This is a genomic window from Burkholderia sp. AU15512 (genome assembly GCF_002223325.1).
Classification (GTDB): domain Bacteria; phylum Pseudomonadota; class Gammaproteobacteria; order Burkholderiales; family Burkholderiaceae; genus Burkholderia.
In genome coordinates, this window is record NZ_NKEX01000003.1 from 443,886 (window position 1) to 469,742 (window position 25,857).

General features: G+C 69.0%; 27 protein-coding genes and 1 pseudogene. 10 read left to right on the forward strand and 18 right to left on the reverse strand.

Going from position 1 to position 25,857, the window contains the following annotated elements:
• The first annotated feature begins 9 nt into the window (after positions 1-9).
• Positions 10-1,233, forward strand: coding sequence for a CaiB/BaiF CoA transferase family protein (locus tag CFB43_RS04545; protein ID WP_089494252.1), 1,224 nt, complete (start codon positions 10-12; stop codon positions 1,231-1,233).
• Positions 1,230-2,039, forward strand: coding sequence for a methylmalonyl-CoA decarboxylase (gene scpB, locus CFB43_RS04550; RefSeq protein WP_089494253.1), 810 nt, complete (start codon positions 1,230-1,232; stop codon positions 2,037-2,039). The genes CFB43_RS04545 and scpB overlap by 4 nt, the downstream gene beginning before the upstream one ends.
• 118 nt (positions 2,040-2,157) lie before the next feature.
• Here the strand turns inward: scpB and CFB43_RS04555 are convergent, their stop codons facing one another.
• The 3 genes from CFB43_RS04555 to CFB43_RS04565 form a co-directional block, all read right to left on the reverse strand.
• Complete coding sequence (locus CFB43_RS04555; RefSeq protein WP_089494254.1) at positions 2,158-2,697, reverse strand: chromate transporter; 540 nt, start codon at positions 2,695-2,697, stop codon at positions 2,158-2,160.
• Positions 2,694-3,305 (reverse strand): chromate transporter, encoded by a 612-nt coding sequence (locus CFB43_RS04560; RefSeq protein ID WP_089494255.1) that lies wholly within the window; start codon positions 3,303-3,305, stop codon positions 2,694-2,696. The genes CFB43_RS04555 and CFB43_RS04560 overlap by 4 nt, the downstream gene beginning before the upstream one ends.
• 402 nt (positions 3,306-3,707) lie before the next feature.
• The gene (locus CFB43_RS04565) at positions 3,708-4,463 is read right to left on the reverse strand and encodes a DeoR/GlpR family DNA-binding transcription regulator (RefSeq protein ID WP_089494256.1); all 756 of its coding nucleotides are present in this window, start codon (positions 4,461-4,463) and stop codon (positions 3,708-3,710) included.
• Positions 4,464-4,544: 81 nt separating this feature from the next.
• Between CFB43_RS04565 and CFB43_RS04570 the strand changes: the two genes are divergently transcribed.
• From CFB43_RS04570 to CFB43_RS04590, 5 genes are all read left to right on the forward strand, one after another.
• A complete protein-coding gene (locus CFB43_RS04570; RefSeq protein ID WP_089439421.1) occupies positions 4,545-5,144 on the forward strand; it encodes an NUDIX domain-containing protein in 600 nt (199 codons plus the stop codon).
• On the forward strand, positions 5,141-5,521 hold the full coding sequence (locus CFB43_RS04575) for a DUF4406 domain-containing protein (protein WP_089494257.1): 381 nt from the start codon (positions 5,141-5,143) through the stop codon (positions 5,519-5,521). Before CFB43_RS04570 ends, CFB43_RS04575 begins: the two co-directional genes overlap by 4 nt.
• A 184-nt stretch (positions 5,522-5,705) precedes the next feature.
• The gene (locus tag CFB43_RS04580) at positions 5,706-6,578 is read left to right on the forward strand and encodes an SIR2 family NAD-dependent protein deacylase (RefSeq protein WP_089494258.1); all 873 of its coding nucleotides are present in this window, start codon (positions 5,706-5,708) and stop codon (positions 6,576-6,578) included.
• A 201-nt stretch (positions 6,579-6,779) separates the two neighbouring features.
• On the forward strand, positions 6,780-7,166 hold the full coding sequence (gene crcB, locus CFB43_RS04585; protein ID WP_011351225.1) for a fluoride efflux transporter CrcB: 387 nt from the start codon (positions 6,780-6,782) through the stop codon (positions 7,164-7,166).
• Positions 7,167-7,189: 23 nt separating this feature from the next.
• Positions 7,190-7,540 (forward strand): DUF190 domain-containing protein, encoded by a 351-nt coding sequence (locus CFB43_RS04590; RefSeq protein ID WP_089495250.1) that lies wholly within the window; start codon positions 7,190-7,192, stop codon positions 7,538-7,540.
• A 21-nt stretch (positions 7,541-7,561) separates the two neighbouring features.
• Here CFB43_RS04590 and CFB43_RS04595 read toward each other — a convergent pair whose 3' ends face one another.
• Positions 7,562-8,125: a YggT family protein gene (locus CFB43_RS04595; protein WP_006488584.1), complete on the reverse strand. Its 564-nt coding sequence runs from the start codon at positions 8,123-8,125 to the stop codon at positions 7,562-7,564.
• A 71-nt stretch (positions 8,126-8,196) separates the two neighbouring features.
• On the reverse strand, positions 8,197-9,126 hold the full coding sequence (locus tag CFB43_RS04600; protein ID WP_089494259.1) for a Rossmann-like and DUF2520 domain-containing protein: 930 nt from the start codon (positions 9,124-9,126) through the stop codon (positions 8,197-8,199).
• 515 nt (positions 9,127-9,641) lie between these two features.
• Between CFB43_RS04600 and CFB43_RS04610 the strand changes: the two genes are divergently transcribed.
• On the forward strand, positions 9,642-9,941 hold the full coding sequence (locus CFB43_RS04610) for a hypothetical protein (RefSeq protein ID WP_089494261.1): 300 nt from the start codon (positions 9,642-9,644) through the stop codon (positions 9,939-9,941).
• A gap of 124 nt (positions 9,942-10,065) precedes the next feature.
• Here the strand turns inward: CFB43_RS04610 and CFB43_RS04615 are convergent, their stop codons facing one another.
• Complete coding sequence (locus CFB43_RS04615; protein WP_089494262.1) at positions 10,066-10,734, reverse strand: LysE family translocator; 669 nt, start codon at positions 10,732-10,734, stop codon at positions 10,066-10,068.
• Between the two features lie 58 nt (positions 10,735-10,792).
• The gene (locus CFB43_RS04620) at positions 10,793-12,349 is read right to left on the reverse strand and encodes a UbiD family decarboxylase (protein WP_089494263.1); all 1,557 of its coding nucleotides are present in this window, start codon (positions 12,347-12,349) and stop codon (positions 10,793-10,795) included.
• Positions 12,350-12,945: 596 nt separating this feature from the next.
• Between CFB43_RS04620 and CFB43_RS04625 the strand changes: the two genes are divergently transcribed.
• On the forward strand, positions 12,946-14,058 hold the full coding sequence (locus CFB43_RS04625) for a transglycosylase SLT domain-containing protein (protein WP_089494264.1): 1,113 nt from the start codon (positions 12,946-12,948) through the stop codon (positions 14,056-14,058).
• 100 nt (positions 14,059-14,158) lie between these two features.
• On the opposite strand, the gene CFB43_RS04630 is transcribed toward CFB43_RS04625, so the two are convergent.
• The 9 genes and pseudogenes from CFB43_RS04630 to CFB43_RS04665 all read right to left on the reverse strand — a co-directional run bounded on the left by CFB43_RS04630 (position 14,159) and on the right by CFB43_RS04665 (position 21,643).
• Complete coding sequence (locus tag CFB43_RS04630) at positions 14,159-15,355, reverse strand: pyridoxal phosphate-dependent aminotransferase (protein WP_089494265.1); 1,197 nt, start codon at positions 15,353-15,355, stop codon at positions 14,159-14,161.
• A 73-nt stretch (positions 15,356-15,428) separates the two neighbouring features.
• Complete coding sequence (gene nusB, locus CFB43_RS04635; RefSeq protein WP_021157083.1) at positions 15,429-15,866, reverse strand: transcription antitermination factor NusB; 438 nt, start codon at positions 15,864-15,866, stop codon at positions 15,429-15,431.
• Positions 15,863-16,378, reverse strand: a complete 516-nt coding sequence (gene ribH / locus CFB43_RS04640) for a 6,7-dimethyl-8-ribityllumazine synthase (RefSeq protein ID WP_039371042.1) — start codon at positions 16,376-16,378, stop codon at positions 15,863-15,865. The genes nusB and ribH overlap by 4 nt, the downstream gene beginning before the upstream one ends.
• Positions 16,379-16,431: 53 nt before the next feature.
• Complete coding sequence (gene ribBA / locus CFB43_RS04645) at positions 16,432-17,574, reverse strand: bifunctional 3,4-dihydroxy-2-butanone-4-phosphate synthase/GTP cyclohydrolase II (protein WP_089439431.1); 1,143 nt, start codon at positions 17,572-17,574, stop codon at positions 16,432-16,434.
• Positions 17,575-17,769: 195 nt separating this feature from the next.
• Positions 17,770-18,288 (reverse strand): DUF1993 domain-containing protein, encoded by a 519-nt coding sequence (locus CFB43_RS04650; protein WP_069247362.1) that lies wholly within the window; start codon positions 18,286-18,288, stop codon positions 17,770-17,772.
• Positions 18,289-18,481: 193 nt separating this feature from the next.
• Positions 18,482-18,580, reverse strand: a pseudogene (locus tag CFB43_RS37545) (riboflavin synthase); the annotation flags it as partial.
• 3 nt (positions 18,581-18,583) lie between these two features.
• Positions 18,584-19,705 carry a bifunctional diaminohydroxyphosphoribosylaminopyrimidine deaminase/5-amino-6-(5-phosphoribosylamino)uracil reductase RibD gene (gene ribD, locus CFB43_RS04655; RefSeq protein WP_089494266.1) on the reverse strand — a complete coding sequence of 374 codons (1,122 nt, stop codon included), beginning with the start codon at positions 19,703-19,705 and terminating at the stop codon, positions 18,584-18,586.
• Positions 19,706-19,720: 15 nt separating this feature from the next.
• The gene (gene hemL, locus CFB43_RS04660; protein ID WP_014897811.1) at positions 19,721-21,004 is read right to left on the reverse strand and encodes a glutamate-1-semialdehyde 2,1-aminomutase; all 1,284 of its coding nucleotides are present in this window, start codon (positions 21,002-21,004) and stop codon (positions 19,721-19,723) included.
• A 174-nt stretch (positions 21,005-21,178) separates the two neighbouring features.
• On the reverse strand, positions 21,179-21,643 hold the full coding sequence (locus CFB43_RS04665) for a hypothetical protein (RefSeq protein WP_089494267.1): 465 nt from the start codon (positions 21,641-21,643) through the stop codon (positions 21,179-21,181).
• A 247-nt stretch (positions 21,644-21,890) separates the two neighbouring features.
• On the opposite strand from CFB43_RS04665, the gene CFB43_RS04670 reads away from it, so the two are divergent.
• Positions 21,891-23,108 carry a Bcr/CflA family multidrug efflux MFS transporter gene (locus CFB43_RS04670; protein WP_089494268.1) on the forward strand — a complete coding sequence of 406 codons (1,218 nt, stop codon included), beginning with the start codon at positions 21,891-21,893 and terminating at the stop codon, positions 23,106-23,108.
• A gap of 96 nt (positions 23,109-23,204) precedes the next feature.
• Here the strand turns inward: CFB43_RS04670 and CFB43_RS04675 are convergent, their stop codons facing one another.
• Positions 23,205-25,133 (reverse strand): bifunctional transcriptional regulator/glucokinase, encoded by a 1,929-nt coding sequence (locus CFB43_RS04675; RefSeq protein WP_089439434.1) that lies wholly within the window; start codon positions 25,131-25,133, stop codon positions 23,205-23,207.
• Entirely contained in the window at positions 25,111-25,791 is a 681-nt protein-coding gene (gene pgl, locus CFB43_RS04680) for a 6-phosphogluconolactonase (RefSeq protein WP_089494269.1), read from the reverse strand. Before pgl ends, CFB43_RS04675 begins: the two co-directional genes overlap by 23 nt.
• Positions 25,792-25,857: the final 66 nt, after the last annotated feature.

The window sequence follows — 25,857 nt, forward strand, 5'->3', positions numbered from 1 at the left end:
GAGTCCGGAATGCAGGCATTACAAGGAATCAGGGTCGTCGATCTGAGCCGCGCGCTGTCGGGGCCGTTCTGCTCGATGGTGCTCGCCGATCTCGGCGCCGACGTGATCAAGGTCGAGTCGGGGCCGCACGGCGACATGAGCCGCGCATGGGGGCCGTTCGATCGCGGTGTGAGCACGTACTACCTGTCCTGCAACCGCAACAAGCGCGGCATCTGCGTGGATTTTCGGCAGCCGGCCGGCCTCGACGTCGTGCGCCGGCTGATCGCGCAGGCCGACGTCGTGATCGAGAATTTCAAGGCGGGGACGATGGACGCGATGGGGCTCGGCTATGCCGCGCTGAGTGCGCGCGATCCGCGGCTCGTGATGGGCAGCGTCACCGCGTTCGGCCCGCGCGGCCCGTTGCGCGACTGGCCGGGCTTCGACCAGATCGCGCAGGGCTATGCGGGGCTGATGAGCCTCACCGGTTTTCCCGACGGCGAGCCGACCCGCACGGGCACCGCGATCGGCGATCTCAGCTCGGGGATGTGGGTCGCGACCGGCGTGATGGCGGCGCTCTATGAGCGCGAGCGCACCGGGCGAGGGCAGCATGTCGGCACGTCGCTGCTCGAGAGCCTCGTTTCGCTGCTGAGCGTGCACGGGCAACGCTACCTGAGCCTCGGCGACGTGCCGCGCCGCACCGGCAACGCGCATGCGGTGATCGCGCCGTACGGCGTGTTCGAGACGGCCGACGGGCCGCTCAACCTCGCGCCGATCACGACCGACATGTGGCTGCGGCTGTGCCAGTTGCTGGACCTGCCCGAGCTGCCGAACGATCCGCGCTTCGCGACCAACGATGCGCGCGTCGCACACCGCGACGCACTGAAAGCGTTGCTCGAAAGCCGGCTGCGCACGCGCGGCAAGCGCGAATGGACGCAGCGTTTCGTCGACGCCGGGCTGCCGGCCGGGCCGATCAACACGCTCGACGAAGTGTTCGACGATCCGCAGCTCGCGCATTGCGGGCTGGTCGAGCCGGTCGCGCATCCGACGCTCGGCGCGCTGCGCCAGGTCGTCACGCCGCTCGGCGGGATGGGCGACGACATGCCCGCGCCGCGCACGCGTCATGCGCCGCCGCTGCTCGGCGAGCATACGGTCGACGTGCTGCGCGAAGCGGGCTACGGCGACGACGCAATCGACGCGCTGCTGGCCGAGCGCGCGATCTTCCAGGCTGAAGCGGTGGCGGAGGCCGTGCAATGAGCGACACGACGAAACACGAAGGGGCGTCGAACGTGTCGGTCGACATGATCGGCGAGCGGATCGCGCGCGTGCGGTTCGCGAATCCGGCGCGACGGCATGCGCTCGACGCACCGTTGCTCGATGCACTTGTGGCGCACCTCGATGCACTGGCCGAACACCGTCCGCCACCCGTGGTGATCCTGTCGAACGACGGCAGCGGCGATGTCTGGAGCGCGGGGCATGACCTGCGCGAGCTGGCCGACGATCGCGATCCGCTCGCCTACGGCAAGCCGCTCGAACGGGCGCTGCGGCGCGTGCGGACCTATCCGGGCGCGGTGATCGCGGCGGTGTCGGGTTCGACGTGGGGCGGGGCGGTCGATCTCGTGATGAGCTGCGACCTGGTGGTCGCGGCGCGCGACGCGCGTTTCGCGATGACGCCCGCGAACATCGGCCTGCCGTATTCGACGAGCGGCCTGCTGCGCTTCTACGACAACCTGCCGATCCACGTGCTGAAGGAGATGTTCTTCTGCGCGCAGCCGCTCGATGCGGAGCGCGCCGCGCATCACGGGCTCGTGAACCGGCTGGCCGACGCGGGCGGCGTCGACGATACGGCGCTCGACGTCGCGCGCACGATCGCCGCGAAGGCGCCGCTCGCGGTGTACGCGGTGAAGGAGCAATTGCGCGTGCTGCAGGACGCGCGGCCGTTGCCGGCCGATGCGTTCGAACGGATTGCCGAGCTTCGCCGGCGAGCGTGCGAAGGCGCGGATTTCGACGAAGGGCTGCGTGCGTTTTCGGAACGCCGCGCGCCGGTGTTCCGCGGCGTCTAGGCGATGGGGGGTGCGAGCGGGCGCGCAAGCGGTAAAAAGCGTACGGACGCGCTCGTGTCGTTGTGCAGGTAGCGGTTGCGTCATGCGCGGCCGCCGTCGCGTGCCGCGTCGCCGTGCATCACATGCCGAGTGCGTGCACGCCGACGAGCAACAGCGCGCCGATCGCGATCAGCAGCAGCGCGTGAATGCGCGTGTAAATCACGCACAGCGTCGACGCGACCGCGATCGCGCGCGCGGCCCAGCCGCCGTCGAGCGCCTGCAACAGCACCCACACCGACGCGAGGATCATGCCCGCCGCGACCGGGCGCAGGCCGGCCTCGAGCGCGATCTGCCAGCGTGCGCCCTGGTGCCGCCGCCACAGATGCGCGACGCCGTAGATCAGGAACGCGGTCGGGCCGAACAGCGCGAGCGTCGCGATCACCGCGCCCCAGAAGCCGGCCACCTGCCAGCCGATCAATGTTGCAAGCAGCGAGCCGGGGCCCGGCGCCATCCGCGCGATCGCGAAGTCGTTCAAGAATTGCGTGGCGGTCATCCAGTGATGCACGTCGACGACCTGGCGCTGGATGTCGGCGATGATCGCCTGTCCGCCGCCGATCGTCGCGATCGACAGCGGCGCGAACACGCCGAACAGCGCGGCGTAGCGTTGGGATGCGGTCATCGCGTGTCGCTCCCGGCCGGCGTCGCGGCCGCGCGGCGGTATTCGAGCGCGACGCTCAGCGTGCCGCCGACCAGCACGGTCCACACGAGCGGCCAGTGCAGCACGGCGACCGATATGAACGTGAGCGCCATCACCGCGAACGGCAGCGCGCGACGCGGCAGCCGGCGCACGGCCGTGATCGCCATCGAGATCGACAGCCCGATCGCCGCGGCTGCCGCGCCGGCGAGCGCGACATGCGTGAGCGGAAAGCGCGTGAGGGTCGAGAACGCGATGCCGAACAGCACGATCAGCACGGCCGGCGGCGCGATGATGCCGGTGAAGCCGGCCACCGCGCCGCGCCATCCGGCGAGCCGGTAGCCGATCCAGATCGCGAGGTTCTTCACGTTGACGCCCGGCAGTGCCTGCGACAGCGCGAGGCCGTTGAGGAAGGCTTCCTCGTCGAGCCAGCGCCGCTCGTAGACGAAGTCGCGCATCATTCGCCCGCTGAGCCCGCCGCCGAAGCTGGTCAGGCCGATCTGCGAGAACGCGATGAACAGCGCGAGGACGCTGGGCGGCGATGCGTCGCGTGCCGGCGGTGCAGTTGAGGTGGCGGAGGAGGGCGGGGGCATCGGGCGGGCGGCGCGTGACGGTTGGGCGGTCGCTCATGTTAGCAAGCGGCCCTTGTCAGCACGCTGACAGGGGCTCGGTGGTGACACGATCCGCGCTCGAGGCCGAGTCGACGGAGGTGTTCCGGCACGATCGATGTCCCCGCGCATCCGATGCGCTCCGGCGTTCCGGCACAGCCACATATCCACCACATTCGCGCATCCGGGACATCCGGCACATCCGATGCATTCCTTCAGCACTTCCGGCACCGCCGTACATCCGCACCCCGTCGCCGCTACGCGCGTACTATCGTCACCCCTGCCGCCTTGATCTGCTTCGTCAACGTGGCGTCGGTTTCCTTTTCGATCGCCACGATATGCGTCAGCGTGATCCGCAACTCCCCTCGCGGGTGCATCCCGTCGCCGCTACGCGCGCACGACCGTCACCCCCGCCGCCTCGATCGGCTTCGTCAGTGCGGCGTCGGTTTCCTTTTCGACCACGACGGTATGCGCCAGCGTGAGCTCGCCGATCACGAACTGCGACGCCGCGCGCAGCTTCGACTGCGACGCGAGCACGACCGTCTCGGCCGCGCGTTCGGCCAGCGCGCGCTTGATCGCCGCTTCCTCGAAATCGCCGGTGCTGAGCCCCGCGACCGGATGCACGCCCGTGACGCCCATGAAGTACAGGTCCGCATGGATGCGCGCGATGCCCTCCATCGCCGCCGCGCCGACGGCCACGATCGAATGCTTGTAGAGCCGCCCGCCAATCAGGATCACGTCGATCGACGGATGCGCGGCGAGCGCCACCGCGACACTCGGACTGTGCGTGACGATCGTCGCGCGCAGGTCGGACGGTAACTGGCTGACGAGCAGCGCCGAGGTGGTGCCGCCGTCGACGATCGCCACTTGCCCGGGCGCGATCATCTCCGCGGCCCGCCGCGCGATGCGCCGCTTCTCTGCCGTCTCGAGCGCCTCGCGTTGCGCGAACGGCGCAACGGCGGGCGATGCCGGCAGCGCACCGCCATGCACGCGCTGCAGCAGCCCCTCGGACGCGAGCTCACGCAGGTCGCGGCGGACCGTGTCTTCGGACACGCCGAATTGCGTGCTCAGTTCGACCGCCAGCACCTGGCCGTCGCGCGCGAGTGTGTCGAGGATCGCTTTCTTGCGTTGTGTCGTCAGCATCGTGTTTGCACGAATTTTCTTGAAGTTGCACGAATATGCACGTTACCATGAGCGCCGTCTTTTGTCGAATCGGAGGCTGGGATGGCTGCAACGCGGGACCGTGTCCGCATCGTCGATACGACGGTGCTGTCCGATGACTGGTATGTGCTGAAGAAGGTGACGTTCGATTTCCTGCGCCGCGACGGAACGTGGCAGCGCCTGAGCCGCGAGACCTACGATCGCGGCCATGGCGCGACGATCCTGCTGCGCAATGCCGGGACGGGCGACGTGCTGCTGACGCGGCAGTTCCGGATGCCGGCGTTCGTCAGCGGGCATGACGGCATGCTGCTCGAGGCCGCCGCCGGCCTGCTCGACGACGCGACGCCCGAAGCCCGCATCCGCGCGGAGGCCGAGGAGGAAACCGGCTACCGCGTGCGCGGCGTGCGCAAGGTGTTCGAGGCGTTCATGAGCCCCGGCTCGGTGACGGAGAAGCTGCATTTCTTCGTCGGCGAATACGATGCGTCGCTGCGCACCGGCGACGGCGGCGGCGTCGCGGAAGAGGGCGAGGATCTCGAGGTCGTCGAGATGCCGCTGCAGGCGGCGCTGGACGCGATCGAGCGCGGCGAGATCGTCGATGCGAAGACCATCATGCTGCTCCAGTACGTCGCGCTGCGGGAAACCGCCGGCGCGCGCACGGCATGACGCCGCTGCTCGTGCTGGTCGCTGGCCCCTATCGCAGCGGCACGGACGGCGACCCCGCGCGCATCGCCGCTAACCTGCACCGCCTGGAGGAAGCGGCGCTTGCCGTGTATCGCCGCGGGCACGTGCCGATGATCGGCGAATGGGTGTCGCTGCCGCTCGCCGTCGCGGCCGGGTCGCGACAGGTCGGCGACGCGATCAGCGAGACGTTCCTGTATCCGGCCGCGCACCGGCTGCTGCGCCGCTGCGATGCGGTGCTACGCATCGGCGGTGCGTCGCGCGGGGCGGACATGGACGTCGGTCTTGCACGGCAGCTCGCCAAGCCGGTCTATTTCGCGGCCGACGACATTCCGGTCGCGCAGGACGATCCGGATAGCTGAACAGGCGGGCAGGCGGCCAGCCGGAGCGCCGCCCGCCGCCCCCGGCATCGGCCGGCTGACTGCATCCGTCGCGGCGGGGCAAGCAGCAGGTCAAGCCGTTGCATTGCGCACGCCGCGCCGCACGCGAACCGGCGTATGATCGCGACGCCACCCGCGCACCGCCCGACGCTACCGCCGCCCCATCATGCCGTTCTCCGATTCCGCTGACGCCACCGCTGCGGCTGCCGCCGCGCAATTGCCCGCCGATCTCGTCGCTGCCGCCGTCGCCGCGCTCGCGCGTGCCGATGCCTTGCTCGTGACGGCCGGCGCCGGTATCGGCGTCGATTCCGGGCTGCCCGATTTTCGCGGCACGGACGGCTTCTGGCGTGCGTATCCGGCGCTGCGCCACGAGCGTTTCGAATTCCACGAGATCGCCTCGCCGCACGCATTCCGCGCACGCGCGCCGCTCGCGTGGGGCTTCTACGGGCACCGTCTCGCGCTTTACCGCGCGACGGAGCCGCATGCGGGCTTCGCGATCCTGCGCCGCTGGATCGACGCGATGCCGAACGGCGGCTTCGTGCTGACGAGCAACGTCGACGGCCAGTTCCAGAAAGCCGGCTTCGATCCGGCACGGATCGTCGAGATCCACGGTTCGATCCACGCGATGCAGTGCCTGCGCCCCTGTTCGGACGACACGTGGGAGGCGGCGCCGTTCGTGCCGGACGTCGACGAAGCCACCTGCCGCCTCGTCGGCGACATGCCGCGCTGCCCGCACTGCGGTGGCCTCGCGCGGCCGAACATCCTGATGTTCGGCGACACCGGCTGGCTCGGGGCGCGCTACGACGCGCAGGAGCGTGCGCTGGAAGATTGGCTCGCGCAGGCCGGGCGCGTCGCCGTGGTCGAGATCGGTGCGGGCACCGCGATTCCGACCGTGCGCCTGCTGAGCGAACGACTCGGCGCCGATGTGATCCGCATCAACGCACGCGAAGCGCATGCCCGCCGGGCGGACGTGATCGGCCTGAAGGGCGGCGCGCTGGCGACGCTGAGCGTGCTCGACGCAGCCTGGCAACGCGCGTGAGCCTGCGGGCGGACTCACGACCCGAACGTCCCGAACGGGCCGGCGTCCCGCAGGTGGTCGCCGTTGCAGGTGCGCGGCGAATCCGCATACAGTTCAGCGTGTGCCGCCCGCGCCCGCGCCATCGGCGTCCGGGAGCGGACCTCGCCCCGGGCAACCGGGGCCGGCGGCTGAGTCCAGCCGCATCTTCGACCCGGAGCGCCCTTGTTCTATTCGATCGTCGCGATCTTCGTCGGCGCCGGGCTCGGCGCGTTGCTGCGCTGGTTCCTGAGTCTCGCGCTCAACGAATTCTTTCCCGCCGTGCCGCTCGGCACGCTCGCCGCGAACCTGATCGGCGGCTACGTGATCGGCATCGCCGCCGTCGTGTTCACGACCCGCGTCGGGTTGCCACCCGAGTGGCGGCTGTTCGTGATCACGGGCTTTCTCGGCGGCCTCACGACGTTCTCGACCTATTCGGTCGAAGTGATGACGCATGCGGTGCAGGGCGAATTCGGATGGGCGTTTGCGGTGGCTGCCCTACACTTGACTGGATCGTTCGCGCTGACGGCGCTCGGCATGTGGACCGCGCGCGCGTGGCTCGCGGCGGCCTGAGCGCGCCGCCATCGGAGGGTGCGATGGACAAGATCTTCCTGCGCTTCTATGTGCACGAGAAGCACCGGCTGCACTGGAAGCCGCTGTGGGAATGGCTGCTGGAGGAAGCGAACCGGATGGGCGTCGCGGGCGGTTCCGCGTTTCGCGCGATGGCGGGGTTCGGCCAGCATCGCGTGCTGCACGAGGACCGCTTCTTCGAACTGCAGGGGTCGCTCGCGATCGAGATCGAATTCATCGTCACCGAGGACGAGGCGCAGCGCTTGCTCGAGCGGCTGTCGCACGAGAAGGTGCGCGTGTGCTACGCGATGATGCCGGCGCGCTTCGGCGTGATCGACACGCTCGGCGGACCGCCGGCGCAGGGGCCGGCGGCGTAGGGGGCGACGCTAGCGTTCGCGTCAGATGCCGAACATCGTCAGCGACACGGCGGCGCGCGTGACGATCATCAGCAGCACCTGCACGATCACGAACAGCAGGATCGGCGACAGGTCGATGCCGCCGAGGTTCGGAATGACGCGGCGCAGCGGGTTCAGGAACGGCGCGGTGAGCTGGTAGAGGATCGGCATCGCCGGCGAGCGCGGGTTGAGCCACGACAGCAGCGCCATCAGGATCGTCATCCAGATCACGAGGTTGAGCGCCCACTTCACGACGGTGAGCAGCGCGACCACGACGAGCGTCGCGATCACCGCCGCCGGATCGAAGCCGGCCATCACTACCATCAGCACGACGTAGACGAGCGCGGTGAGCAGTGCGGCGACGACGCTGGCCCAGTCGATGCCGCGCACGCCCGCGATGACGCGGCGCAGCGGCAGCACGAGCCAGTTGGTCGCCTGCAGCACGGCCTGCGTGACGGGGTTGTACGGTGGCACGCGGACGGCCTGCATCCAGACGCGCAGGATCAGCGCGGCGCCGAACAGCGTGAAGACGGTATTGAGCAGAAAACGGGCGATCTCGCCGAACATCGTTGGCATCCTTTTTAGTCAGTAGCGTGCGGCCGCCAACGCCGGATGGCGGCGCATCGGCCGACACATTATCACGCCTCGTCTTGCGACGGGGAGGGGGGTGCGGCGGTGCGCGCGAGCGACGTTTCGACGGCGTCGGCGAGCGCCGGCAGCGATGCCGGCGGCGTGGCGCGCTGCGCCGCGAGCGCGATCGCGCGGCGGGTCAGCAGCGCGTACAGCGTCGCGTGATCGCCGCCGCGCGTTTCAAGCAGTGCCAACTGGCGTTCGACGATGCCCGTGTCGCCGCGCGATACCGGGCCGGAGAGCGCGTTCGCGAGCCCCTTGTCGCGCGCGGTTTCGATCGTGCCGGCCAGCATCGGCAGCAGCGCGCGCAGCGCGGCGTCTTCGTCGAAACCGAGGCCGCGCCACAGCTCGACCGCTTCCGCCAGCCCGCACAGCGCGAAGCTCGCCGCGTAGTGCGCGGCTGCGTGATAGAGCATCCGGCCGCCGGCCGGAATCGACAGCGGATGGCAGCCGAGTGCGGCAGCAAGTCGCAGCAGCGTCGCGTGCAACGCGCCGTCGGCTTCGATCGTGACCGAGCAGCCGTCGATGCGGGCGAGGTCGGCGTCGGTGCCGCCGAACAGGTAGAGCGGATGGAAGCCGCCGGTGGCCGCGCCCTGTCGCTTCGCCGGGTCGAGCAGGGCGACCGCCGACGCGCCGCTGCAGTGAACGACGGCCTGCTGCGCGGCGCGCGACGCGTCGAGGCGCAGCGTCGCGGCGGCCGACGCGAGATGGTCGTCGGGCACGGTCAGGAAGATCAGGTCGGCGGCGTCGGCAACCTGCTGCGGGGTGTCGACCGCATGGCAGCCGTCGATGCGCGCGGCGAGCGCCGCGGCCGACGCGGGCGTGCGGCTCGCGATCGCGACGACCGGAAAGCCGGCCTGCGCGAAGCGCTGCGCGACGCAGCGCGCGAGACGGCCGGCGCCGATAAAGCCGAGGCGGGGTGTGTCGGGAGCGGACATGGCGGCGGGTGTAAGCGAAAACGAAGCAGCCGCCAGTATCGCAGGAATGACAGCCGGGCCGCGAAAGGGCAGTTTCTGTGCGCGCACGTGGCTGGCTTAACGGTATGCGCGCTATATCGGCAAGTGTTTCACCGCCCGGCACACCGTCGATTCAAGATCGCGGAACCTGACCCCGAAACATATCGTCCCTGTATCCGGCTTGAAATGTCGGCATCTTGTCTCAAATTTGTAATCGTTCATTACGGTTGCGTGCCCGCTGCGCGCGCCGTATCCGGTAAGACTGACCGGCGATGATGTTGCGACCCGACTCGTCGGACGGAATCGCGCGACCGGCAAGGGTCGCCGCAGGCGCCGCGAGCCATGCCGCACGGCGGCCTCGCCCGCGTGCAATTGCAATTTGCAACAAATGCACGACACGCGCGGGGCGGGTTTTCGCTACATTGCTTCCATGCGACGTGCACGCCCGCCGTTGCCGACAGGGGCGCATAAATTACCGCTCCAGCAGGAGAATCGAAGTGAAAAAGCTCATTCCGTTCATCGCCGCCGCCGCGCTGGGCCTGGGTGCCGCAAGCGTTGCGCAGGCTCACGTGTCGATCGGGGTCGGCATCGGTATCCCGGTCGCGCCCGCGTATCCCGTCTATGCACCGCCGCCGCCCGTGTACTACGCGCCGCCGCCTCCGCCCGTCTATTACGCTCCGGCGCCGGCCTACTATGCGCCGCCGCCCGCCGTGGTCGTCGGCGGCTACTATGGCCGACCGTACTGGCACCATGGCTACTATGGTGGCGGCTGGGGCCATCACGGCTGGCGTCGCTGATTCGTGCCGCGCGGCCTGGCCGCGCGTGGCAAAACGGCGCAACGTCCCGCGAGGGACGCTGCGCCGTTTTTTCTGGGGAGCCGCTGTTTGACCTCGGTGAGTGGCCCGTGCGGGCCGACTCCGATTACACCGCGTGCACGATCAGGTCGCGGTAGCCGCCGACGATCACGCTGTACGAGAAATACGCGAACAGCAGCGCCGACGCGATGTGACACGCGCGCATCAGCCCGGCGCCCGCGCGCTTGCGGCCCTGGCTTGCGAGCGTGCACATGAAGAGTGTCCACGCGAGGCCGCCGAGGAAAAAGCCCGACAGGAATACCGATGCGGTGGCCGGCGTGGTCGCGCCGGCCTTCGCGATCAGCGCGCCGCCGACCGCCGCGAACCACAGGATCGCGCTCGGCGACGACATCGCGAGCAGCATCCCGCGCAAGAAACTGCGCCGTGCGCTGGCGCGCGGCGGCGGCGTGTCCGCGGCATCGTCGCCGGCCGCCTTGGTCGGCGTGAGCGCTTCACGCGCCATCTTCCACGTGAGGAACAGCAGCACGGCGCCGCCGCCGATCCACACGATCCAGCGCACCGGCTCGAACTGCAGCAGCACGGCCATCCCCGCCAGCGCGAGCGCTGCATAGACGAGATCGCCGACGCACGAGCCGATGCCGAGCCAGAAGCCCGGCCGGAAGCCGTGCGACAGCGTCAGCGACAGCATCGCGACATTGACGAGGCCGATGTCGAGGCACAGCGACAGCGACAGAAAGAAGCCGTCGGACAGCATGGAGGCGGGCGGAAAGGTCATCTGCGTTGTTCTTGTAGCGGCGACAGTCCACGGGCCGGCAGGCGCCGGCCGCAGGGCGTCAGAGACCGATCTCCTGCCAGAGCCGGTCGACGCGCGCCTTCACGGCCGCATCCATCTCGATCGGGCGACCCCATTCGCGGCTGGTCTCGCCGGGCCACTTGTTGGTCGCGTCGAGGCCCATCTTCGACCCGAGGCCGGCCACCGGCGACGCGAAATCGAGATAGTCGATCGGCGTGCTGTCGACCATCACGGTGTCGCGCACGGGGTCGACGCGCGTCGTGATCGCCCAGATCACTTCCTTCCAGTCGCGGATGTTCACGTCCTCGTCGACCACCACGATGAACTTCGTATACATGAACTGCCGCAGGAAGCTCCACACGCCGAACATCACGCGCTTCGCGTGGCCCGCGTAGCTCTTCTTCATCTGGACGATGGCCATCCGGTAGCTGCAGCCTTCGGGCGGCAGGTAGAAGTCGGTGATCTCGGTGAACTGCTTCTGCAGCAGCGGCACGAACACCTCGTTGAGCGCGACGCCGAGCACTGCGGGCTCGTCAGGCGGCTTGCCCGTGTAGGTCGAGTGGTAGATCGCATCGCGGCGCATCGTGATGCGCTCGACGGTGAACACCGGGAACCACTCCTGCTCGTTGTAATAGCCGGTGTGGTCGCCGTACGGGCCTTCGAGCGCGTGCTCGTACTTGGCGGACGCATTGCCGGCCGGGCGCGGCGGTGCGCCGGCCGGAGCCGGGGCAGGGGTACCTTCCTGCGGATAAATGAAGCCTTCGAGCACGATCTCCGCGCGTGCGGGCACCTGCAGCGTGTCGACGCCGGGCGTCAGGCACTTCGCGAGTTCCGTGCGGCTGCCGCGCAGCAGGCCGGCGAACTGGTATTCGGACAGCGAATCGGGCACGGGCGTCACGGCGCCGAGCGTCGTGGCCGGATCGGCGCCGAGCACGACCGCGACCGGGTACGGCTTGCCGGGGTTCTGCAGCGCGAATTCGCGGAAGTCGAGCGCGCCGCCGCGATGCGCGAGCCAGCGCATGATCAGCTTGTTGCGCCCGATCAGCTGCTGACGGTAGATCCCGAGGTTCTGCCGCGACTTGTTCGGCCCGCGCGTGACCGTCAGGCCCCACGTGACGAGCGGCCCCGCGTCGCCGGGCCAGCAGGTCTGGATCGGCAGCCGGTTCAGGTCGACGTCGGCGCCTTCCCAGACGATCTCCTGGCACGGCGGCGACGACACCGATTTCGGCGCCATGTCCCACACGGCCTTCGCGAGCGACAGCAGCTTGCCGGCGTCCTTCAGGCTCTTCGGCGGATCGGGTTCCTTCAATGCGGACAGCAGGCGCCCGAGATCGCGCAGCGAATCGAGCGCGGCGTCGTCGCCCGCATCGACGCCCATCCCGAGCGCGACGCGGCGCGGCGTGCCGAACAGGTTGCCGAGCACGGGGAAGTCGTAGCCGGTCGGCGCGTTGAACAGCAGCGCAGGGCCGCCGGCGCGCAGCACGCGGTCGCACAGCTCGGTCATTTCGAGCACGGGCGACACGGGCTGCGTGACGCGCCGCAGTTCGCCGAGCGCCTCGAGGCGCTGAATGAAATCGCGTAAGTCTTTGTATTTCATGAAGAGGGTCCGGGCCACCCGCCAAGCGGGCAGCGATGGGTGGGCGCAGCGGCCGGCTGCGACCCCGATTCGACCGACGATTTTACCCGCGCGGCCGCATGCCCGCCCGGCGGAGAAAAAAGTCGATCGCGCGCAAACCCCCTACGGCACGGGGATTGCGTTCTGAAGAGTGCTGGTAAATTACTTTTTGTTATGATTTCAATGTTTTATAGTGTTGACGATCTATAAAACCCTGCTAGAATCCGCTCACATTGGCTGCAGGGTAAAAGGCTTCGAGCCGCCAATCACCGATCTTTGACGCAGCGCGTCACCGTCCGCCGAATCCTGCACGGCGTATCCGACGGCCTTAGTCGTAGTCCCGGCCAGCGCCACCAGACGCTGGTTTTTTGCGTGGGTGCCACCGCGTATGCCCGCCTCGCCCAATGTGCGAAGGTGCCGGCCCTCTTACACCGTGGCCTCGAACGGTACTTATACCGTTTCCCCGATGTCTGCACGCCCCAACCAAAGCGTGCGGCGTCGTGATTCCGCGGCGCGTTACCTGTCTCGCCATCGAGCTGAGCGAGCCGCACGAGTCATGTTCATGGGAGATGATCTGAATGAACGCTTGGTTATCGTGGCGTCCTAGTGAGCAGCATGCGCAATTCGTGCGCAGCATGCTGCGTCGCGGGACGCGTGTCAGTCACCATCTATTCAGCGTTGTCGGCTGTCTCGCCGTCGCAGTTGCGCTTGCACTGTGGCTGCTGCCAACCGTCCGCGGCACGCTCGCCGCGAAGCTGATGCCGGTCGTATCCGCCGCCGTGCAAGCCGGCCCGGCCCGTCTGCTGACCGGCCATCCGCTGCCGAACTTCGCGCCCGCCGGCGCGCAGCCGCAGCAGGAAGAGAACAGCCCCGAAACGGACGCACTTGCGGTCGGCCTCGACGTCGCACCGGAAGCCGCCGCCGCGCAGGGCGATGCGTCCGATCCGGCCCGCAACGGCCCGTCGCCCGTCGCGCTGGCGAAGCTGATCCCGACCCAGCGCGTGGCGGCCGATGCGCGTGACGACCGTGCGCTCGCATCGAATCGCGAACAGGCGCTCGTCGCGACCTACCTGTCGCGCCGTTACCGCGTCGCGCAGGAGCCGCTCGGCCAGCTCGTCAAGGCTGCGTTCCAGACCGGCCGTGACGTTGGCCTCGATCCGCTGCTGCTGCTGTCGGTGATGGCGATCGAATCGGGCTTCAATCCGTACGCCGAGAGCGGCGTCGGTGCGAAGGGCCTGATGCAGGTCATGTCGAAGGTTCATTCCGACAAGTTCGAGTATTTCGGCGGCACCGATACCGCACTGCAGCCGCTCGCGAACCTCCAGGTCGGCGCACTCGTGCTGAAGGATTGCATCGCACGCGGCGGCTCGCTCGCGAACGGCCTGCGCCTGTACAACGGCTCGACGAACCCCGACGACAACGGCTACGGTTCGAAGGTGATGGCCGAGCGCGGTCGCCTGCGTGACGTCGCGCGGGGTCGTAGCGTGCCGGTCAATGCGCCGCAGGCGCCGGCGAAGCCGATCGTCACGGCCGCCGCCGTGACGGCAGCCGCAGGCGGCGCGAAGCGTGTGCATGCGACGCTCGAAACGTCGGCGAAGTCGACGGCATCGAAGGAATCCACGTCGCAGGACGACGCGAGCGTCGATACCGCGAAGCAGCCGCACGGCGATCGTTCGGAGCTTGGCGCGTAACTCACGCACGGCTTCAGCCGGCAAGACATGAAAAAGGCACCCGAGTCGGGTGCCTTTTTGCTTTTGCGGGGTGCGGAATGGCCGCCGCGCCGGCCGCGTGTCAGCGCTGCCCGAACAGCGTCGCGAGCCGGTCGACCGCTTCCTCGAGCCGCGAGTAGGCCGTCGCATAGGACAGGCGGATATAGTCACGCGGCGCATGGACACCGAAGTCCATGCCGGGCACCAGCACGACGCCTGCGTCGTGCAGCATCGCCGTCGTGAGCGCGGCGCTGTCGCCGGCCGCCGGGTGGGCGACGCCGCCGCAGTGCGCGTACACGTAGAACGCGCCGTCCGGCATCACGGGCACCGTGAAGCCGAGCCGTTCGAGCGCCGGTGCGATGAAATCGCGGCGGCGCTTGAATTCGAGCCGGCGGGCTTCGTAGATGTCGAGCGCGGCCGGCTCGAAGCACGCGAGCGCCGCGTGCTGCGCGAGCGCGGACGGGCAGATGAACAGGTTCTGCGCCAGCTTCTCGAACGTGCCGACCAGCGCGGGCGGCACCACCAGCCAGCCGAGCCGCCAGCCCGTCATGCTGAAATACTTGGAAAAGCTGTTCACGGTGACGACGTCGTCGCCGAACGACAGCGCCGACACGGGGGCCGCGTCGTAGCTGAGCCCCTGGTAGATCTCGTCGACGATCGTGAAGCCGCCGCGTGCGCGCACGGCTTCGACGATCCGTTTCAGTTCGTCGGGTTCGAGCGACGTGCCGGTCGGGTTCGACGGCGACGCGAGCAGCACGCCGCGCGTGCGGTCGTTCCAGCGTGCGCGGACGTCGTTCTCGGTGAGCTGGAAGCGCGCATCCGGGCCGCTCGGCACGAGCACCGCGCGGCCTTCGGCCGCGGCGACGAAGTGCCGGTTGCACGGATACGACGGGTCGGGCATCAGCACCTCGTCGTCACGCCCGACGAGCGCGAGGCACGCGAGCAGCAGCGCGGCCGACGCGCCGGCCGTCACGACGATCCGTTCCGGACTGATCGTGAGGCCGTACGCGCGTGCGTAGTGCGCGGCGATCGCCTCGCGCAGCGGTGCGATGCCGAGCGCGCTCGTATATTGGGTGACGCCACGGCGCAGCGCGGCCGCGGCCGCTTCGACGACCGGCTCCGGCGCAGTGAAATCCGGCTCGCCGATGCCCATGTGGATAACGTCGCGCCCGGAGGACTCGAGACGCTGTGCCTCCTTCATCAGTTCCATCACGTAGAAGGGCTGGATCGCGTCGACGCGTGCGGCGAGTCTGACGAGCGAATCGGTGGCGGTATTCATCGGGCGGGCAGGGCGAGGGACGCGGGGCAAAAGAAAAAACGGGCGCATGCGCGCCCGTTCCGGACCAACGGGTTCAGCCGTTGCGGCGCGCCTGCGTTTCGGCGGGGCGCAGCTTCGCGGCGAGCTTGTCGAGCACGCCGTTCACGTACTTGTAGCCGTCGGAGCCGCCGAACGTCTTCGCGAGTTCGACAGCTTCGTTGATGATCACGCGGTACGGCGTTTCGACGTGGTGCGTGAGCTCGAACGTGGCGATCAGCAGCACGGCGCGTTCGACCGGCGACAACTGGTCGATCGGGCGATCGAGCGACGGCGTCAGCGCTTCGACGAGCGTGGCGTGCTCGCGGATCACGCCGTGCAAGATCGCGTCGAGCAGCTCCTTGTCGGCCTTGTCGTAACCGAGCGCGCCGCGCAGTTGCGCGTCGATCTCACCGGAGGACGCGTTCGACAGCAGCCACTGGTACAGCCCCTGCGTCGCCAGCTCGCGCGATTGTCGGCGGGCGCTCTTCTTCATGCGCGCTCCTCTTCGTCGTCTTCCTCTTCTTCGTCCTCGTCGTCATCGCCGAGCTGGTCGAGGGCCATCGTCAGGTTGGCCATCTCGACGGCGACGCGTGCGGCGTCACGACCCTTTTCGGTCATGCGCGCGACGGCCTGCTCGTCGTTTTCGGTGGTCAGGACCGCGTTCGCGATCGGCAGGTTGAAGTCGAGGCCGATGCGGGTGATGCCCGCGCCGCTCTCGTTCGACACGAGTTCGAAGTGGTAGGTCTCGCCGCGGATCACCGCGCCGAGCGCGATCAGCGCGTCGAACTGGCCGCTTTCCGCGAGCTTCTGCAGCGCGAGCGGGATTTCCAGCGCGCCGGGCACCGACACGAGCAGCACGTCTTCACCGGTGACGCCGAGGCGTTCCAGTTCCTCGACGCACGCGTCGGCGAGGCCGTTGCACACGGGCTCGTTGAAGCGCGATTGCACGATGCCGATACGCAGGCCGTCGCCTTCGAGATTCGGTTGGTATTGTCCGATTTCCATGATCTTGTCCGTGGTGTGGATGAACGGTTATAGGGCGAAAGCGCCGTGGCGGGTTACGCGTTGGACGCCGGGCAGGACTTGGCTTCGCCGCCGGGCATCGGAATGAAGCCCGTGACTTCCAGGCCGTAGCCGGACATGCTGCCCAGCTTGCGCGGATTCGACAGCACCTGCATCTTGCTGACCCCGACATCGCGCAGGATCTGCGCGCCGATGCCGAACGTCTTGAAATCAACCGGCCGGCGCTTGAGCACAGCGGCCTTTTCTTCCTCGTCGAACGCCTTGAAGACGTCGATCAGGTGTTCCTTCGTGTCGCCGCAGTTGAGCAGCACGATCACGCCGAGGTCGCGCTCCGCGATCTCGCGCATTGCGGCGTCGAGCGTCCACGAGTGCGTCGACACGCCTGTCTCGAGCAGGTCGAGCACCGACAGCGGCTCGTGCACGCGCACCGGCGTATCGACGTCCGGCGACGGCGTGCCGCGCACCAGCGCGATGTGCGGCGAGCCGCTCGGCTGGTCGCGGTACAGCACCGCGCGGAACGTGCCGTGCGCGGTCTGCATCGTGCGCTCGGCGATCCGCTCGATGATCGATTCGGTGCGGCTGCGATACTGGATCAGGTCGGCGATCGTGCCGATCTTCAGGTTGTGTTCCTGCGCGAACTCGATCAGGTCGGGCAGGCGCGCCATCGTGCCGTCGTCCTTGATGATCTCGCAGATCACCGCGGCCGGCGTGAGGCCCGCCAGCGCGGTGAAGTCGCAACCGGCCTCGGTGTGGCCCGCGCGCACGAGCACGCCGCCCGGCTGCGCCATGATCGGGAACACGTGGCCCGGCTGCACGATGTGCTCGGGGCGCACGTCATGCGCGACCGCCGTGGCGATCGTGTGCGCACGGTCGGCGGCCGAGATGCCGGTCGTCACGCCTTCGGCCGCTTCGATGCTGACCGTGAACGCGGTGCCGTACTGCGTGCCGTTGCGGTAGGTCATCAGCGGCAGGTGCAGCTGCTTGCAGCGTTCCTGCGTCAACGTCAGACAAACCAGGCCGCGGCCGTACTTGGCCATGAAGTTGATCGCTTCCGGCGTGACGAATTCGGCGGCGATCACGAGGTCGCCCTCGTTTTCGCGGTCTTCTTCGTCGACCAGGATCACCATCCGGCCGGCTTTCAGCTCGGCGATGATGTCGAGCGTGGAGGCGAGCGTCATAAGGGGGCGTGAAAGAGGAAAGTGCGTATTTTACGCCAGCCGGACGACGTTTCGGCTGGCGGGGACCGCGCGCGCCCGGCGAGCGCTCCGGAAAGCGCTGCGGCCGGCCTGCGCGTCAGGCCTGGCGGGGCCGCCGCGCATTGGCTGCATGCGCGTGCGGACGGTGGCGCGGGCAGGGCTTTGCCCGGCCGCGCGTCACGCGTGCTGGTCGCGCCCGCCCAGGTAGTCGAGCTTGCCGAGCTCGACGCCGCTGTGGCGCAGGATGTCGTATGCGGTCGTCACGTGGAAGAAGAAATTGGGCAGCACGAAGTTCAGCAGGTACGACTGGCCGGTGAACTCGATCGGGCCGACACGCATCTTCAGCACGATCTGGCGCGCCTCGCTGCCGTCGATCTGAGCGGCGTCGAAGCTTTTCAGGTAGTCGATCGTCTTCTGGATGCGGGCGTGCAGTTCGTCGAAGGTCTGCTCGACGTCCGGGTAGCTCGGGATTTCGACATCGGCGAGGCGCGCGGCGCAGCCTTTGGCCGTGTCGGTCGCGATATAGACCTGGCGGACGAGCGGCAGCATGTCCGGATACAGGCGGGCGCCGACGAACACGGACGGATCGATCTGCTTTTCGGCCGCATGCGCCTGTGCCTTGCCGAGAATGTGCTGAAGATTGGTCAGGCCACGGATCAGGACAGGCACCGAGGCCTGATACATCGAAATGGACATGGGGACGACTCCTTGAGGAAGAGGGTGACCAATAGCGGCCGCGCCGTGCGTTGCGGCGCCGGAACCGCCGTCGTCGCATCTTAGCGCGGCGGCATGGCCCGTGCGCGTCGTTGGCCATTCGGCCAGCTGTCGGGGCAGGTGGGCGCGCGACGAGCGCACGCGTCGGGGCTTCGACCGGCGACGCGCGGCGCGAAATGGGATGGGGGATCAGGTTGATCGAGAACGCGCAGCCGCCCGCGCGATCGTCGATCGTGTTGACGGTCAGGCTTACGCCGTCGACCGTGATCGATCCCGTTCAGTGCGCGGCGTCGGGCGGCGCGAAGCGCGCGAGGATCCGCAGATCGTCGCCGACCCGCTCGAACCCGTGGAACGACAGCCGCGTACGCGCGTCGAGGTTCGCCGGCGCGGCGAGGTCGAACATGCCGGCCGCATCGGCGCCCAGCAGGCTCGGCGCGAGGTAGACGAGCAATTCGTCGACGCACTGCTCGCGCAGCAGCGAGCCGTTCAGCTTGTGGCCGGCCTCGACGTGCAGCTCGTTGACGCCGCGCGCGCCGAGCGCCGCCAGCATCGCGGGCAGGTCGACCTTGCCTTGCGCATTCGCGATCGGCACGATTTCCGCGCCACGGGACTTCAGCACGTTCGCGCGCACTTCGCCGGCGGCGTCGAGCCGGCCGCAGAAGATCAGCAGCGGCGCGCCTTCGAGCAGCCGCGCGTCGAGCGGCAGGTCGAGGCGGCTGTCCACCAGGATCCGCTGCGGCTGGCGCGGCGTGTCGATGCCGCGCACGGTCAGCAGCGGGTTGTCTTCACGCACGGTGCCGATGCCGGTGAGGATCGCGCAGGCGCGCGCACGCCATGCATGCCCGTCGAGGCGAGCGGCCTCGCCGGTGATCCACTGGCTTTCGCCGGACGGCAGCGCGGTGCGGCCGTCGAGCGACGCGGCGGTCTTCATCCGCACCCACGGGCGGCCGCGCGTCATGCGCGACACGAAGCCGATGTTCAGTTCGCCCGCTTCATGCGCGAGCAGCCCGCAGCGCACGTCGATGCCCGCGTCGCGCAGCATGCCGAGGCCGCGCCCCGACACCTGCGGGTTCGGGTCTTCCATCGCGGCGACGACCTTCGCGACGCGCGCTTCAATCAGCGCGTTCGCGCACGGCGGCGTGCGGCCGAAATGGCTGCACGGCTCGAGCGTCACGTAGACGGTCGAGCCCGCGACGTCGTAGCCGCGGGCGCGTGCATCTTTCAGTGCCTGCACTTCCGCGTGATCCTGGCCGGCCGGCTGCGTGAAGCCTTCGCCGATCACGTCGCCGTCCTTGACGATCACGCAGCCGACACGCGGGTTCGGCGCCGTCGTATACATGCCGCGCGCGGCGAGCGCGAGCGCGCGCTGCATGTGGGCGAAATCGATGTCCGAGAACATGCGCGCGGCCCCGGGTCAGGCAGCGAGTGCCGCGAATGCGCGGCGCGCGGCCGCGAGCGTCGCGTCGATCACCGCGTCGTCGTGCGTGCTCGACACGAAGCCGGCTTCATACGCCGACGGCGCGAAGTACACGCCTTCGTCGAGCATCAGGTGGAAGAAGCGGTTGAATCGCTCGGTGTCGCTCTTCGTCACTTCGGCGAAACTGGTCGGCACGCGTTCGGCGAAGTAGAGGCCGAACATCGCGCCGATCGAGTCGGCCGCGAACGGCACGCCGGCCGCACGCGCTTCGGCCGCGAGGCCGTCGGCGAGACGCTTGGTCTGCGCGGTGAGCGCGTCGTAGAAGCCGGGCGCCTGGATCAGCTGCAGCGTCTTCAGGCCCGCGGCGACCGCGATCGGGTTGCCCGACAGCGTGCCGGCCTGGTAGACGCCGCCGAGCGGCGCGAGGTGAGCCATGATGTCGCGGCGGCCGCCGAACGCGGCAGCCGGCATCCCGCCGCCGATCACCTTGCCGAGGCAGGTGAGGTCGGCCGTGATCCCGTAGTACGCCTGTGCGCCGCCGAGCGCGACGCGGAACCCGCACATCACTTCGTCGAAGATCAGCACGGCGCCGTGCTTCGTGCACAGCGCACGCAGCGCGTTCAGGAATTCGGGCGTGCCGCGCACGAGGTTCATGTTGCCCGCGACCGGTTCGACGATCACGGCGGCGATCTCGTCGCCGAACGCGCCGAACGCTTCTTCGAGCGCGGCGACGTTGTTGTATTCGAGGACGGTCGTGTGCTTCGCGATGTCGGCGGGCACGCCGGCCGACGTCGGGTTGCCGAACGTCAGCAGGCCCGAGCCGGCCTTCACGAGCAGGCTGTCCGCGTGGCCGTGGTAGCAGCCCTCGAACTTGACGATGCGGCTGCGGCCCGTGAAGCCGCGCGCGAGACGCAGCGCGCTCATCGTGGCCTCGGTCCCGCTCGACACCATCCGCACCTGCTCGATCGACGGCACGAGCTTGCAGATTTCCTCGGCGATCTCGATCTCGGCTTCGGTCGGCGCGCCGAACGAGAAGCCGTCGGCGAGCACGTTCTGCACGGCCGACAGCACTTCCGGATGGACGTGACCGACGATCATCGGGCCCCACGAGCCGATGTAGTCGATGTACTGCTTGCCGTCGGCATCCCAGAAATACGGGCCTTGCGCGCGTGCGACGAAGCGCGGCGTGCCGCCGACCGAACGGAATGCGCGCACCGGCGAGTTGACGCCGCCGGGAATGGTCTTCTGGGCGCGTTCGAAGAGGATCTGATTGTTGGACATGGACGAAACCTGCGAGAGAAGGGCGCGGGGGCCTGTGCACGGGCCGCGGCGCCTGGGCGGAACGATCGTCCGATTGTACCGGAGACGCGCGCGGCGAGCCCGCGGCGCCGTCTGCGGCGTATCGGCGCGAGGGATCGCGCCGGCCGGGGAGGACGAGCGGGTGATTCGGCCCCGTTATCGATCCGGCAACGGGGGCGGTTTGCGCTTGCCGGTCAGCTCGGCCCAGCGCTTCTCGAGCGGGCCTTCGACCATCGGCTTGATCACCGTGCCGGAACTCTGCGCATCCCAGGTCTGCACCGAGTACGGATGGACGCGCAGCGCGTCGCGCGCGATCACGACGTCCTGGTGCGCGTCGACCAGCCAGTCGTACACGAAGTCGATGCACAGCCGGTAGCCGCGCTTCGTCGACGGATCGGGCACCTCGTACGGCGCGCGCGTCACGTAGCCGGAGCCGAACACGCCCTTGGGCTCCTTCGCGACGCGATGCAGGAACACGCGGTCGCCCGGCAGGATGCCGCGCGCGAAGCCGCAGCCCCACACGTCATGCACGGCCTCGCCGGCCTTCACGCGCGCGGCGACGTCGGGCAGTTCGGGCCACGGCCATTTCTTGGGGCTCCAGATCAACCGGAAAGCGGTCATCGGTTCGGTCGGGCGTCGGATTGGTCAGACAAGAAGGGGAGGCGCTGCAAGCTTAATCGAATTCCCGCGTGCGATCCCGCGTGTCGGGCGCCACGCCGGTACCTTTCGGCCCGCTGCACACTCACGCCGCCAGCACGTAAAAAAGTTGCGCGTACAATCATGGGCCTGGGCGTGCCGTTCGCGGCGCGGCCTCCCGTCTTCACCGCCACGCGCGCCCCGATGCGCGCGGGCTCCATTCCGGATACCCATGTCTCACGTCATCCGACGCCGGCCCGATGCCCGGCTGATCCTGTTGCTCGGCGCGCTCGCCGCCTGCGGGCCGATCGCTACCGACATGTACCTGCCGAGCCTGCCGTCGATCGCCGCCGGCTTCTCCGTCAGCGCCGGCGCCGCGCAGCGCACGCTGACGAGCTTCATGGCCGGCTTCTCGATCGGCATGCTGCTGTACGGCCCGCTGTCCGACACGTGGGGCCGCCGCCCCGTGCTGCTCGGTGGCATCGCGCTGTTCACGCTCGCGAGCATCGGCTGCTTCGTGTCGACATCGATCGACATGCTGATCCTCGTGCGCTTCCTGCAGGCGCTCGGCGCCGGCGCGGCGTCGGTGCTGTCGCGTGCGATCGCGCGCGACGCGCACGAGCCGACCGACGCGGCGAAGGTGCTGTCGATGGTGGCGATCGTCACCGCGGTCGGGCCGCTGCTCGCGCCGCTGATCGGCGGGCAGATCCTGCGCTTCTCCGGCTGGCGCGGCGTGTTCGTCGTGCTGGCCGTGTTCGGCGCGGTATGCGCGGCGACCGCGTACCTGCGCGTGCCCGAAACCTGGCCGAAGGAGCGACGCAAGAGCGCGGCCGTGCTCGCGTCGTTCGCGTCGTACGGGCGCATCCTGTCCGATCCCGTCGCCTGGGGGCACATGCTGTGCGGCGGGATGGCGTTCGCGTCGATGTTCTCGTACATCACCGCCACGCCGTTCGTGTACATCGAGTATTTCCACGTGTCGCCGCAGCACTACGGGCTGCTGTTCGGCCTGAACGTCGTCGGCATCATGATCGGCAACTTCGCGAACACGCGGCTCGTCGGCCGCCTCGGCTCGCTGCGCATCATCGCGGCCGCGTCGCTCGTGAGCTCCATCGCGTCGCTCGCGGTCGCGCTCGTCGCGCTGACGGGGTGGGGCGGGTTGTGGTCGATCGTCGTGTGCCTGTTCTTCGTCGTCGGCGTGGTCGGGATCCTGTCGGCGAACTGCACGACCGACCTCATGCATCGCTATCCGCACAACGCGGGCGCGTCGGCGGCCGTGTTCGGCGCGATGCAGCTGGCGCTCGGCGCGCTCGCGAGCGTCGCGATCGGCGCACTCGCGGACGGCACGCCGTTCGCGATGGGCGTGACGATCGGCGTTTCAGGCGTGCTGTGTTTCGCCGGCCGCTACCTCGTGCTGCGCTGGCACGGGCGGCCCGTCAAGGCGGGCGCCTGATCCGCGGCCTGACGGCAGCATGAAAAACGCCACCGCGCGCGCTGCGCCGGTGGCGTTTTCGTTTCGAACGCGGGAAGCGGCTGCCGCCGCACCGAGTCAATCCCGCGCGACGTCCTTCGCCGCCGGCGACGCACCGTGGCTCAGCCAGTCGAGCACGTCGGCCGTTTCGTCGTCGCTCGCGCGTGCCCTCGCCTGCGCGACGGCCTCGGGCAGTTCGCCGTTCGTCGACGCACGGCGAATCGCGACGCCGACCGCGAGGATGTCGATCATCAGCAGATGCAGGATCCGCGAGATCATCGACAGCTGCGACTCGCGCATCTCGATGTGGTCGGTTTCGAGCGCGACGGTCGCGCGCTTCGCGAGCGGCGTGTTGCTCGACGTGATCGCGATCACCTTCGCGCCGGCCTGCATCGCGACGTCGAGCACGCGCAGCAACTCGGGCGCGCGTCCCGACTTCGACACCGCGACGATCACGTCGCCCTTGCCGAGCAGCGCGGCCGATGCGGCCTGCATGTACAGGTCGCCGTACGCGATCGTCGGGATCCCGAAGCGGAAGAACTTGTAATGCGCGTCCTGCGCGACGATGTTCGAGTTGCCGAGCCCGTAGAACTCGATGCGCCGCGCGCCGTTCAGGATCTCGATCGCGTTCTCGACATGCTCGAAATTCAGGTGCTCGCGCAACTGCAGGATCGCGGAGACCGTGTTGTCGAGCACCTTCGCGCCGAAGTCGGTGGCCGTGTCGCCGAGATGTACCTGGCTGTGGCTCATCGGGATCGTGCCGGTGAGGCCGGTGGCGAGCTTCAGCTTGAAGTCGGACAGCCCCTGGCAGCCGAGCGAGCGGCAGAAGCGGATCACGGTCGGCTGGCTCACGTCGGCCTTGCGCGCGATGTCGACGATCGGATCGTTGATGATCGAACGCGGATGGTTCAGCGCGAGATCGGCCACGCGGCGCTCGGCCGGCGTCAGCGCGTCGCGCATCTGGCGGATCCGTTCGAACACGGCCGACGACGCGCCGCCCGAGCGGTTCGACAACTGCTCCGCGAGGATCGCCGATACGCCGAGGAACGCCGGGTATTCGGCGGTGATCAGGTAGGTCGGGATGTTCTCGAGGTAGTGCGTGAAGCGGCCCTTCGCCTCGAAGCGCGCGCGGAACGACGAGCGCGTGAACAGTTCGCCGAGCTTCAGCGCGACCCCGCCGCCGATGTACACGCCGCCGAGCGCGCCGAGCGTCAGCGCGACGCTGCCCGCGAACGCGCCGAGAATCCCGCAGAAGCATTCGACCGTCTCGAGCGCGAGTGCGTCGCCCGCATGGGCGCGCTCGACGATCTCGACCGTGTCGACGGTCGCGGCCACGCGCTTCTTGTCGCGCGCGGCGAGCGCGCGATAGATGATCTCCATGCCGGGGCCCGCGCACACGCGTTCGAACGACACGTGCGGAAACTTCTTGCGCGCGTACTGCAGCACCAGATCCTCGCGCTCGTCCTGCGGCGCGAACGATGCGTGGCCGCCTTCGCTGCCGAGCGCGATCCAGCGGTCGTCGGCCGGAATCAGCCCCGACACGCCGAGCCCGGTGCCGGGCCCGAGCAGCCCGATCACGCTGTTCTGGCGGCGCGCGCCGCCGCCGACCTGCACGCGCTGCGCGTCGGTCAGGCCTGGCAGCGCCATCGCGAGCGCGGTGAAATCGTTGACGACGAGCAGCGTGTCGAAGCCGAGCGCGCGGCGCGTCGCCTCGATCGAGAAGCTCCAGTCGTGGTTGGTCATCGTGACCTGATCGCCGTCGACCGGGTTCGCGATCGCGATCGCCGCGTGGTTCACGCGGCTGATCTTCACATCCTTCAGATACTTGCGGATCGCGTCGGTGATCGTCGGATAGTCGGCGCCGGGATAGACGCGAATCTGCGTGATCTCGCCCGGGCCGGTTTCCAGCGCGAAGCGCGCGTTGGTGCCGCCGACGTCCGCGAGCAGGCGCGGGCCGTCGGCATGCTGGCCCGCGACGACCGCCTTACTTTGCGCACCAGTAGACATCGAGCTGGGTCCCCTTGTCGTTGGCCAGTTGGGAAATCGCGTTCTTCTGCAGCGACGCGGCCGCGGCGTCGAGCACCGCGCGTTTGCGTTCGCCCGCGATCAGCAGGAACAGCCGGTCGACGCGCTTGAGCGCATCGAGCGAGAAGCTCACGCGCGCATGCGGCGCGGCGCCGGGATGGACGGCGACGAAACGCTCGGGCGTCGTGATCGCGTGATCCCATTCGGGCGCATCGGCGAAGATCGACGCGGTATGGCCGTCCTCGCCCATGCCGAGCACCGCGATGGTCGGCACGCGGTAGTCGGCGTTCGCGTTCAGCGCGGCGACGTGCGCGTCGAGCGCGGCGCGCGTGTCGACGAGCGGCAGGAAGCGGGCAGGGGCGGCGGCGTGCTGCAGCAGCGTGTCGCGCACGAGGTGCGCGTTGCTGGCTGCATCGTCCTCCGGCACCCAGCGGTCGTCGACCAGCGTCACGTCGACGCCGGCCCAGTCGAGCGCCGTGTGCGACAGCGTGTGCAGGAACGGGCGCGGGCTCGTGCCGCCGGACACCGCGAGCGTCGGGCGCGCGGGGCCGGCGAGCGCGGCGCGCAGCGCATCGCCGACGGCGCGCGCGAGCGCTTCGCTTTGCGCTTCCTGGGTGTCGAAAGCGTGAATCTCGATCACATCTCCTCCGGACTGCTTTGTCTGTTCAAATCGTACGAATCGTGGGGCACGTTGCCGCGTACGGTG

Excerpts from the sequence above, each read along its gene's own strand:
- CFB43_RS04670 (WP_089494268.1), top strand. The coding sequence starts at position 21,891 with ATGTCTCACGTCATCCGACGCCGGCCCGATGCCCGGCTGATCCTGTTG.
- CFB43_RS04650 (WP_069247362.1), bottom strand. The coding sequence starts at position 18,288 with ATGTCCATTTCGATGTATCAGGCCTCGGTGCCTGTCCTGATCCGTGGC.
- CFB43_RS04575 (WP_089494257.1), top strand. The coding sequence starts at position 5,141 with ATGACGCCGCTGCTCGTGCTGGTCGCTGGCCCCTATCGCAGCGGCACG.
- ribH (WP_039371042.1), bottom strand. The coding sequence starts at position 16,378 with ATGGAAATCGGACAATACCAACCGAATCTCGAAGGCGACGGCCTGCGT.
- nusB (WP_021157083.1), bottom strand. The coding sequence starts at position 15,866 with ATGAAGAAGAGCGCCCGCCGACAATCGCGCGAGCTGGCGACGCAGGGG.
- CFB43_RS04625 (WP_089494264.1), top strand. The coding sequence starts at position 12,946 with ATGAACGCTTGGTTATCGTGGCGTCCTAGTGAGCAGCATGCGCAATTC.
- CFB43_RS04675 (WP_089439434.1), bottom strand. The coding sequence starts at position 25,133 with ATGTCTACTGGTGCGCAAAGTAAGGCGGTCGTCGCGGGCCAGCATGCC.
- CFB43_RS04630 (WP_089494265.1), bottom strand. The coding sequence starts at position 15,355 with ATGAATACCGCCACCGATTCGCTCGTCAGACTCGCCGCACGCGTCGAC.
- CFB43_RS04665 (WP_089494267.1), bottom strand. The coding sequence starts at position 21,643 with ATGACCGCTTTCCGGTTGATCTGGAGCCCCAAGAAATGGCCGTGGCCC.
- CFB43_RS04620 (WP_089494263.1), bottom strand. The coding sequence starts at position 12,349 with ATGAAATACAAAGACTTACGCGATTTCATTCAGCGCCTCGAGGCGCTC.
- CFB43_RS04615 (WP_089494262.1), bottom strand. The coding sequence starts at position 10,734 with ATGACCTTTCCGCCCGCCTCCATGCTGTCCGACGGCTTCTTTCTGTCG.
- CFB43_RS04545 (WP_089494252.1), top strand. The coding sequence starts at position 10 with ATGCAGGCATTACAAGGAATCAGGGTCGTCGATCTGAGCCGCGCGCTG.
- CFB43_RS04590 (WP_089495250.1), top strand. The coding sequence starts at position 7,190 with ATGGACAAGATCTTCCTGCGCTTCTATGTGCACGAGAAGCACCGGCTG.
- CFB43_RS04595 (WP_006488584.1), bottom strand. The coding sequence starts at position 8,125 with ATGTTCGGCGAGATCGCCCGTTTTCTGCTCAATACCGTCTTCACGCTG.
- scpB (WP_089494253.1), top strand. The coding sequence starts at position 1,230 with ATGAGCGACACGACGAAACACGAAGGGGCGTCGAACGTGTCGGTCGAC.
- CFB43_RS04570 (WP_089439421.1), top strand. The coding sequence starts at position 4,545 with ATGGCTGCAACGCGGGACCGTGTCCGCATCGTCGATACGACGGTGCTG.
- ribBA (WP_089439431.1), bottom strand. The coding sequence starts at position 17,574 with ATGACGCTCGCCTCCACGCTCGACATCATCGCCGAGCTGAAAGCCGGC.
- CFB43_RS04600 (WP_089494259.1), bottom strand. The coding sequence starts at position 9,126 with ATGTCCGCTCCCGACACACCCCGCCTCGGCTTTATCGGCGCCGGCCGT.
- CFB43_RS04560 (WP_089494255.1), bottom strand. The coding sequence starts at position 3,305 with ATGCCCCCGCCCTCCTCCGCCACCTCAACTGCACCGCCGGCACGCGAC.
- CFB43_RS04565 (WP_089494256.1), bottom strand. The coding sequence starts at position 4,463 with ATGCTGACGACACAACGCAAGAAAGCGATCCTCGACACACTCGCGCGC.
- CFB43_RS04555 (WP_089494254.1), bottom strand. The coding sequence starts at position 2,697 with ATGACCGCATCCCAACGCTACGCCGCGCTGTTCGGCGTGTTCGCGCCG.
- CFB43_RS04580 (WP_089494258.1), top strand. The coding sequence starts at position 5,706 with ATGCCGTTCTCCGATTCCGCTGACGCCACCGCTGCGGCTGCCGCCGCG.
- hemL (WP_014897811.1), bottom strand. The coding sequence starts at position 21,004 with ATGTCCAACAATCAGATCCTCTTCGAACGCGCCCAGAAGACCATTCCC.
- ribD (WP_089494266.1), bottom strand. The coding sequence starts at position 19,705 with ATGTTCTCGGACATCGATTTCGCCCACATGCAGCGCGCGCTCGCGCTC.